Genomic DNA, 1166 nt, shown 5'->3' on the forward strand with positions numbered 1-1166 from the left:
CCAGCACCAGCAGGCCGGTCCACGACGGCACGAACGCGACCGTCACCGCCAGCGCGGAGGCGGCGAGGAGTTTGGTGCCGGCCCACAGCCGGTGCACGGGCGTTTCACGTGGCACCGGGCGCAGCAGGATCAGGGGACGCCGGGTGCTCCGGTTCGGGCTTCGCGCGCCGGTGCGTCTCATGCCGCCACCGTCCGGTCGTCGACGATCGTGCCGGCATCGAGCACCACGGTGCGCGAGCACACCGCTTCCATGCCGTGCAGGTCGTGGGAGATGACCACGATCGTCATGTGCTCGGTCTCGGGCAGGTACCCGAGGAGTCCGACGAGCTCGTGGCGGCCGGCGTCGTCGAGCCCGGCGAGCGGTTCGTCGAGCACCAGCACGCGCGGGGCGCGGGTGAGTTGTGCGGCGATCGCGACGCGCCGCATCTCGCCGCCGCTGAGCCTGTCGACGGCACGGTCCACCAGGTGCGTGCCCAGGCCGACGCGTTGCAGCACCGCGGCCACGTACGGGCGGTCGATGTAGTCGAGGCCGGCGACGTCGCAGATCTCCTCGGCGACGGTGGGTCGCTGCAGCTGCAGTCGCGCCTGCTGGAACACCAGTCCGATGTCGCCGCGCAGATCGGCGGTCGGGGTGCCCTTCAGCGTGCAGGTGCCGGCGGTGGGCCGGTGCAGTCCGGCCAGTACCCAGGCGAGGGTCGATTTGCCGGAGCCGTTCGCACCCACCACGAGCACCCCCTCGCCGCGACCGACCGTCAGCGTCACGTTCCGCAGCGCGGTGTGCGCCCAGGGGGTCCGGGCGGCGTAGGTGTGGGTAACATCGCGGAGTTCGAGGATCGGGTCGACGACGGCCGGTGGGGTCGCCACCGTCACGGCCCGGGCGGTCCGCGCGGGCGCGGGAACGAGTCGCCCGCGGTCGAGGTGGACGACGCGACGAGCCGTGGCCGCTTCCCCCTCGACGTGGGTGACGAGCACGACGGCCGTGCCGTCGCGGGCGATGCCGGCGAGCAGGTCGAGCAGGGCGCCGCGGCTCGCGTCGTCGACCATCGCGGTGATCTCGTCGGCGATCAGCAGGGCCGGGCGGCGGGCGAGCGCACCGGCGAGCGTCAGCCGCTGCAACTGCCCGCCGGACAGGTCCTCGGTGGGACGGTCCGCGAGCCCACCCAACC

At 73.6% G+C, this 1166-nt stretch carries 1 protein-coding gene and 1 pseudogene; both read right to left on the reverse strand.

Features of this window, described 5'->3' with window-relative positions; all coding sequences use genetic code 11:
* A pseudogene (locus tag I0Q12_RS27375) lies at positions 1-181 on the reverse strand (energy-coupling factor transporter transmembrane protein EcfT); the annotation flags it as partial.
* Positions 178-1166: ATP-binding cassette domain-containing protein (locus I0Q12_RS27380; RefSeq protein WP_197256551.1), on the reverse strand; the 989-nt coding region annotated here is incomplete at its 5' end. The pseudogene I0Q12_RS27375 and the gene I0Q12_RS27380, both read right to left, overlap by 4 nt.

The organism is Rhodococcus sp. CX, assembly GCF_015865005.1.
Lineage (GTDB): Bacteria > Actinomycetota > Actinomycetes > Mycobacteriales > Mycobacteriaceae > Rhodococcus.